This window comes from Asticcacaulis biprosthecium C19 (genome assembly GCF_000204015.1).
Lineage (GTDB): Bacteria > Pseudomonadota > Alphaproteobacteria > Caulobacterales > Caulobacteraceae > Asticcacaulis > Asticcacaulis biprosthecius.
On record NZ_GL883077.1, the window covers coordinates 442,369 to 449,523 of the forward strand.

The 7,155-nt window shown below is 61.7% G+C and carries 7 protein-coding genes; 5 read left to right on the forward strand and 2 right to left on the reverse strand.

Annotated elements, in window-relative coordinates; translation table 11 throughout:
- Positions 1–49 precede the first annotated feature (49 nt).
- Positions 50–601, forward strand: coding sequence for a CC0125/CC1285 family lipoprotein (locus ABI_RS02380; RefSeq protein ID WP_006271221.1), 552 nt, complete (start codon positions 50–52; stop codon positions 599–601).
- A 46-nt stretch (positions 602–647) separates the two neighbouring features.
- On the opposite strand, the gene ABI_RS02385 is transcribed toward ABI_RS02380, so the two are convergent.
- Positions 648–1,409 carry a DUF6065 family protein gene (locus ABI_RS02385; protein WP_006271222.1) on the reverse strand — a complete coding sequence of 254 codons (762 nt, stop codon included), beginning with the start codon at positions 1,407–1,409 and terminating at the stop codon, positions 648–650.
- A 35-nt stretch (positions 1,410–1,444) separates the two neighbouring features.
- On the opposite strand from ABI_RS02385, the gene ABI_RS02390 reads away from it, so the two are divergent.
- Genes ABI_RS02390 through ABI_RS02400 form a run of 3 tightly spaced genes read left to right on the forward strand, consistent with a single transcriptional unit; the run spans position 1,445 to position 3,110 of the window.
- Positions 1,445–1,957, forward strand: coding sequence for a prolyl-tRNA synthetase associated domain-containing protein (locus tag ABI_RS02390; RefSeq protein WP_040308858.1), 513 nt, complete (start codon positions 1,445–1,447; stop codon positions 1,955–1,957).
- Positions 1,958–2,012: 55 nt separating this feature from the next.
- Positions 2,013–2,885: a thioredoxin gene (gene trxA, locus ABI_RS02395; protein WP_006271224.1), complete on the forward strand. Its 873-nt coding sequence runs from the start codon at positions 2,013–2,015 to the stop codon at positions 2,883–2,885.
- 18 nt (positions 2,886–2,903) lie between these two features.
- Positions 2,904–3,110, forward strand: a complete 207-nt coding sequence (locus ABI_RS02400) for a Trm112 family protein (protein ID WP_040308859.1) — start codon at positions 2,904–2,906, stop codon at positions 3,108–3,110.
- Position 3,111: 1 nt separating this feature from the next.
- Here ABI_RS02400 and ABI_RS02405 read toward each other — a convergent pair whose 3' ends face one another.
- Positions 3,112–4,368 carry a UbiH/UbiF/VisC/COQ6 family ubiquinone biosynthesis hydroxylase gene (locus ABI_RS02405; protein ID WP_006271226.1) on the reverse strand — a complete coding sequence of 419 codons (1,257 nt, stop codon included), beginning with the start codon at positions 4,366–4,368 and terminating at the stop codon, positions 3,112–3,114.
- A 189-nt stretch (positions 4,369–4,557) separates the two neighbouring features.
- Between ABI_RS02405 and ABI_RS02410 the strand changes: the two genes are divergently transcribed.
- Entirely contained in the window at positions 4,558–7,098 is a 2,541-nt protein-coding gene (locus ABI_RS02410) for a DNA translocase FtsK (protein WP_006271227.1), read from the forward strand.
- Positions 7,099–7,155 lie beyond the last annotated feature (57 nt).

The window sequence follows — 7,155 nt, forward strand, 5'->3', positions numbered from 1 at the left end:
TCCGAGAGTATTAACCTCTGCATATCCGTACAGGTGGGAAGCACATATCATGAACAAGAATCACCTTCTGACCGCCGCTGCCCTGGCTGGCCTGACCCTGTTGTCGGCCTGCGCCACGGCAACGCCCTATGCGCCGGCCGATTTGACGTCATCGCGCAGCTATCGCCCGGGTTTCACCGAATCCAAGCTGGAGGAAGGCCGTTTCCGCCTGACCTTCGCCGGCAACGACCTGACGCCGCGCGATACGGTCGAGACCTATCTGCTGTACCGCGCCGCCGAACTAACCCTTCAGGAAGGCTATGACTGGTTCGAAGTCGTCAACCGCGACACCGACAGCCGCAGCCGCACGGTCTATACCGACCCCTTCCCGGGTGCTTACAGCGGCCTGTCCTGGCGCTATTACGGCCGCAGCCGCTGGACCGGCTGGGGCATGGGCTACAATTCCTGGGACGCTCAGGAATATACCCGCTACGAGGCACGCGCCGAGATTGTTTTGCACAAGGGTCCCAAGCCTGACGGCGACCCCAACGCTTATGACGCCCGGTCGATCCAGAGCAACCTGGAATCGCGTATCGTCCGGCCGGTCGACGGCCAGCGGTAAGTTCGAGGGATTAAAAATTCATGGCGGGCGCCTGGATGGGCGCCCGCTATTTTTTGCGCGCCATCCGCGGTGTCTTCAGCCGGCGCCGGTTCATGTGATCGCCGTCATGCGGAACGATGTCACCCTTGGGTGTCGGCTTCTCGCCCTTGAAGTAGTACTTCTGCCAGCCCTGCTTGATGGCTTCCGGATCGCGCGCCGTCAGCGACGCGTTGAACTCGTCGCGCGTTCGTGCCCAGGTCTCGAACTGTTTCTTGAGGTCGGGGTCGCTTTCCAGAGGCTTGATGACCGGCTGGATGTCGTCCATCTTCTTGTGCTCAATCACCTGGATGAAGCAGAAGGGTTCGCCCTTTCGGAAGGTCACCATACCCGGCCGGGTCATGCGCCAGTTCATAGTGAACGGGAAGGGCAGCCAGTCGGTTTCGACCAGACCGGTCAGGGGTTGGACGCCGTCCTTGATGAAGTTGGGCGCGCCACCGGCCCAAATCGCATAGCCGGGAGGCGTGCGGAACATGTAGCCGGTATGGAAGGTCAGCACGCCATGGGTAAAGTGCGACGTGCAGACATGCTCCATGTTGTAGCCAGGATTCTCGTCGCAGGTAATGACCAGGTCATTCTTGCCCGGACCACCGTTCCACACGACGGTAAAGTCGACGGGGCACAGGATTTCCCAGCCGGTGGTGTTGGCCATCACCAGAGGCAGGCAACGGTAGGGAAAGCGCCCCATAAAGTCATCCATCCACTCGCGCTCGGGCCGTCCCGGCACGATTTCGGGTGGATAGGTGGTCATGATAAAGCACTCTAATTCCATTGCATCTGTCCTGGTCTTTGCGTTATGGCGGCTGCATGACCGAACCGCTGTACACGCCGGAAAAACTGCTCAAAGCCTTAGACGATTTGGGCCTGAAAACAAGCACCCTGTGGCACGAAGCGGTGTTCCGCGTTGGTGAAGGTGACGAGATCAAGGCGGCCCTGCCCGGCGCCCATACCAAGAACCTGTTCCTGAAGGACGACAAGGGCCAGCTCTGGCTGATCTCAGCGGAACAAACGACCCAGATTCAGCTCAAGACCTTGCCGAAGACGATCGGGTCGGGCCGGCTGAGCTTCGGTTCGGAGGAGCGTCTTTACAATGCTCTGGGCGTCCGGCCGGGATCGGTGACGGCGCTTGGCCTGGTCAATGATCCGGACCTCAGAGTGCGGTTCATCCTGGACAAGACACTGTTTGATGCCGACATCGTCAACTTCCATCCGCTGACCAACACGGCGACCACCGCCCTGAGCCAAGCCGATTTCCGCCGGTTTGTCGAATGGTTGGGCCGGGAGCTGGTGGTGGTGGACTTCGCGCAACTGTCCGCTTGACTCCTTACACGGTCGGGGCCATCTCAGGTCCCACGAGAACCCAAGCGAGGGACCCATGGCCAGCAACGACCCCAACATCATCGACGGCACCGAACAGAACTTCATGAAGGACGTCATCGAGACATCGATGCAGACTCCGGTGATCGTCGACTTCTGGGCGGAATGGTGCGGTCCGTGCAAACAACTGGGCCCGGCGCTCGAAAAGGTGGTTGCCGAAGCCAAGGGCAAGGTCAAGCTTGTCAAGATCGACGTCGACAAGAACCAGGGCATTGCCGGCCAACTGCGCATCCAGTCGATTCCGACGGTTTACGCCTTTGTGAATGGCCGGCCGGTCGATGGCTTTATGGGCGCCAAATCCGAAACCGAAGTTCGCACCTTCGTCGAAAAGCTGGGTATCAATGAATCGGGCCCGACGATCGAGGAAACCCTGGCCCTGGCCCAGCAGTCGGCCGATGACGGCGACGTCACCAGCGCCCTGGAAGCCTACAGCTTCATCCTGGAGCAGGAGCCTGAAAACACCAAGGCCATTGCCGGCGTCGCCCGTCTGTACCTGAAGGTGCAGCAGCCCGACCGCGCCAAGCAATTCCTCGACATGGCACCGGCCGATACCAAGGACGCCGATATTCTGGGTCTGCGCGCCGCGCTGGATTTGGCGGAAGATGCGCCCAGCAATATGGGTGAACTGCGCGCCCGCCTGGCCACCGACCCGCGTGATTTCGATGCCATGTATGACCTGGGCCGCGCCCTGGCCGCCCAAGGTGAGATGGTCGATGCCGTCAATCAGCTTCTTGAAATCGTCAAGTATGATCCGGAGTGGAACAATCAGGCGGCGCGGCAGTATCTGTTCAAAATCTTCTCCGCTGTTGGCAATGGTTCGGACCTGGCCAAGGCCGGTCGCCGCCGCCTGGCCTCAATGTTGTTCTCTTAAGATCCGACCATGAACGATATCAGCGCCGCCCCCAAACCGATCCTGGAAATCGATCCGCGCCTGCTGGAGGCCCTGGTGTGCCCGGTCACCCGCCGGCCCCTGACCTATGACAAGGCGGCTCAGGAACTGGTGTCGCCGACCGCTGGCCTGGCATTTCCGGTGCGCTCGGGCGTGCCCATCATGCTGGTCGACCAGGCCCGCAAGTTCGAACCGCAAAAGAACTGATCTAAACGAGCTCCCCGCGGAGGAGCTTGGGAAGGTCCCCCGTCGCGGCACCCGCGTCTTCCATGACGAATTTTCGTAAGGCCGGGACGCGGTTGAACAGACCCATGCCGACATCGCGTACGGCGCGCAGCAGCGGATTGCCGTTGGAAAACAGGTGGACAAAACCGTCCATCACCACCGACGTCGATACATTGTCGAAGCGGCGCCATTTGGCATAGCGCTCGAGGACGATCTCGGTACCGATGTCTTCACCCTGGCGGACCGCTTCGATCAGCACCTCGGCCAGGGCGGCAACGTCCTTCAGACCCAGGTTCAGACCCTGGCCGGCAATGGGGTGAATCCCATGGGCGGCGTCGCCCAAAAGCGCCAGCCGGCCCTTGTGCATGTCTTCGGCCAGACCCAGGCTCAGCGGATAGATGAACCGCGGTCCGATGAGTTCGATGTCGCCAAGGAATTCCCCGAAGCGGGCCAGCAGGTGGTCATAAAAAAAGCCATCCGTGACCTGCATCAGCGCCTTGGCCTTGGCGTGGGTTTCCGACCACACGATGCAGGCGCGGTTTTCGGTCAGGGGCAGGATGGCGAATGGTCCTGACGGCAGGAAATGTTCGTAGGCGATATGGTTGTGCGGCCGTTCCATCCTGACCGTACAGACCACGGCGCTTTGCGGGTAGTCCCAGCTGACATGGCCGATTCCGGCTTTTTCGCGCAGGGAGGACTTACGTCCCTCCGCCGACACGACCAAAGGCGCACGCAAGGTTTCACCGGTATCGAGCGCAATCTCGGCAAACGAACCGGTTTCGCGGTGTTCGACCACGGCGGCAGGGACCTTCAGAGTGATGCCGCGCTCGGTGACGGCGCGGTGCAGGACCTGACGGGTGATGCGGTTTTCGACCATGTAACCCAGGGGCTCGTCGCCCGTGCGGTCGGAAATTTCGGCGGCGGCGAAATGCAGGAAAAAGGGCAGGGGTTTTGGGCTGGCCGCGCCAGGGAGGTGGCCGTCGGTCACGAAAATTTCATCCATGCGGCACGCATGGGCTTCGAGTTCATCGCCAACGCCCAAAGCTTTCCACTGGCGAAAACAGGCATAGGCTATGGCGGAGGCCCGGCCGTCAAAACCGGCGTCCAGTATCTGGTCAAACGGTTGCTTTTCGATCAGGGCGACGTCAAGTCCACCCTTTTCCAGAGCCAGAGCCAGGGTCAAACCGGCCATGCCGGCGCCGACGATGATGACGTCATAGGTTTCCATGGCTGCCATCATAAGCTTGGCCGGTCAAAGCGCAATGCGGCTCGCTGACGCGGCTGCAGCGAAGCCCACAATTCAGCGCTGTCGCGATTCCGGGTCCAGGGTGCTTCGCACCCTGGTAAACAGGGTCTTAACCATTTTCGTGGCATCTGAGGGGGAGAACCTCCCCGCCCGCCGTGCAGAACCGCCCCGAGACGTCTACCTATGTCCAGCCTTACCCTAACCGTATGGAACGCCTTTGAATCGCATATGACCGCTGTATGGCGCTCAGCGATCATGGCGCGCCTGCGTGGTGCCTTCGTTGCCCTGACCGGTCTGGCCGGCTTTGTCGCCCTGGCCACCTATAGCGCTGCCGATCCCAGCCTGAACTCCGTCAGCCATGAGTCCGTGCGCAATGCTCTGGGTGGTTTCGGCGCTGTCCTAGCCGACTTGGGGGTACAATCGATCGGGCTGGCCGCCTGGCCGGCGTCGGCTCTGATGGTGTGGTTCGGTTTGCAACGCACCTTCCATCATGATCCCGACCAGACGCGCATGAAGCTGCGCCTGCATGCCCTGTGGGCCACTGTGTTCGTGCTGGGTTTCAGCGCGGCGATCGGTCCGATCATGAACTCGGCGGATCCGGTGCTGCAACAAAGCCTCGGTGGCTTCTGGGGCGCCGGGATAAGCGACCTGCTGCAGGCGCTATTCGATTTCATGCGCATCCCGCAAGCCGTGGGCGTGGTGATGGCCAGCCTCATCTTCGCCGGCATTGCCTTCTACGCCTTCAACCAGACCCTGGCGCTGAAGCTGAACCACTATGCTGGGATCGGCAAGACTCTGGGCGGTTTGACCGGGCGCGGCCTGGACGCCATGGGCGTCAACCGCGCCGCGCTTAATGTCGCCGCGAAGGCCGTCCGGCCCGCCAAGGTCAAGACGCCCAAGGCTAAACAGGTCGAGACCTTCGTCGACGACGAAGATTTCGAGACGGTCGACTCGTTGGAACCTGCTCCGGTGCGTGTCAAAGCGTCTGAACGCCGGGCGCCCGAGCCGGTTATCCGGCCAAAGATCGAGCGGGAAGATAGCTACGATGACATGGACGTCGATCGGGACGTCGATCGGGAGGCCGATCTCGGCGTCGACATGGGTGAAGACGACGACCTTCCTCTGGCGCCGGGCATACGCTTTGAGGCCCCCAAGGCGGTGAAGCCGTCGCCCCGCGTCGAGGCCGAGAAACAACCGGCGTTCGATTTCCTGCGCCCTGGCAATTTCCGCCTGCCCGAGCTGTCCATCCTGTCCAAGCCCAAGCCCCGCAGCAATGCCTTCGATGAAGACAGCCTGCGCCAGAACGCTCGCATGCTGGAAAGCGTCCTGTCCGAGTTCGGCGTTCGCGGCGTGATCGACCAGATCCGGCCCGGCCCCGTCGTCACCCTCTACGAACTGGCCCCCGCGGCCGGCGTGAAAGGCGCGCGCGTCGTCGCCCTGGCCGACGACATCGCCCGTAACATGTCCGCCCGTTCCTGCCGCGTCTCGGTGGTCCAGGGCCGCAACGCCATCGGTATCGAACTGCCCAATCAGGTGCGTGAGACTGTGTACCTGCGTGACCTGCTGGCTTCGGCCGAGTTCGAGCGCGCCACGCATATCCTGCCCATGGCCCTGGGTGAATCGATCGGCGGCGAGCCCTACATTACCGACCTGTCCAAGATGCCTCACCTGTTGATCGCCGGTACCACCGGTTCGGGTAAGTCGGTCGGGGTCAACGCCATGATCCTGTCCATCCTCTACCGGCTGGATCCGGAACAGTGCAAGTTCATCATGATCGACCCCAAGATGCTGGAGCTGTCGGTCTATGATGGCATTCCGCACCTGCTAACCCCGGTGGTGACTGATCCGAAAAAGGCCGTCGTCGCGCTGAAATGGACCGTCAAGGAGATGGAGGACCGCTACCGCCGCATGTCGAAGATCGGCGTGCGCAACATCGCTTCCTTTAACGAACGCGCCCGCGCCACCGCCGCCGAAGGCAAGAACTTCGTCCGCAAGGTCCAGACCGGCTTCGACGAAACGGGTCAGCCCGTCTACGAGTTCGACGAGATGGTGCCCGAGCCCATGCCTTACCTGGTCGTGGTGGTCGACGAGGTCGCCGATCTGATGATGGTCGCCGGCAAGGACATCGAAGGCGCCGTGCAACGCCTGGCCCAGATGGCCCGCGCCGCCGGCATCCACCTGATCATGGCCACCCAGCGCCCGTCGGTCGACGTCATCACCGGCACCATCAAGGCCAACTTCCCGACCCGGATCTCTTTCCAGGTAACCTCGAAAATCGACAGCCGCACCATTCTGGGCGAGCAGGGCGCGGAGCAGCTCCTGGGCCAGGGCGACATGCTCTACATGGCTGGCGGCGGCCGTATCACCCGCCTGCACGGCCCCTTCGTCTCCGACCAGGAGGTTGAAGCCGTGGCGCAATATTTGCGCGAACAGGGGCAGCCCAACTATCTCGACGACGTCACCTATGGTGGCGAAGACGACAGCGGCTCCGATGGCGGCTCCGATGGCGAGGGCGGCGGTTCGGGCGACGACCTGTACGACAAGGCGGTTTATTTCGTGACCTTCGACCGCAAGGCCTCGACCTCCTACATTCAGCGCAAGCTGCAGATCGGCTATAACCGTGCTGCCTCGCTCATGGAAAAGATGGAACGCGAAGGCGTGGTCAGCCCCGCCAATCATGTCGGCAAACGCGATATCCTGGTCGGTCCACCTCCGGGACACTAAAGCGCATCCCAAAAAGTGTGACGCACTTTTTGGATTAAGATGCGCGTCAAAACAAAA

Coding starts and splice junctions, on each gene's coding strand:
- ABI_RS02380 (WP_006271221.1), top strand. CDS start 50: ATGAACAAGAATCACCTTCTGACCGCCGCTGCCCTGGCTGGCCTGACC.
- ABI_RS02385 (WP_006271222.1), bottom strand. CDS start 1,409: ATGGAATTAGAGTGCTTTATCATGACCACCTATCCACCCGAAATCGTG.
- ABI_RS02390 (WP_040308858.1), top strand. CDS start 1,445: ATGACCGAACCGCTGTACACGCCGGAAAAACTGCTCAAAGCCTTAGAC.
- trxA (WP_006271224.1), top strand. CDS start 2,013: ATGGCCAGCAACGACCCCAACATCATCGACGGCACCGAACAGAACTTC.
- ABI_RS02405 (WP_006271226.1), bottom strand. CDS start 4,368: ATGATGGCAGCCATGGAAACCTATGACGTCATCATCGTCGGCGCCGGC.
- ABI_RS02410 (WP_006271227.1), top strand. CDS start 4,558: ATGTCCAGCCTTACCCTAACCGTATGGAACGCCTTTGAATCGCATATG.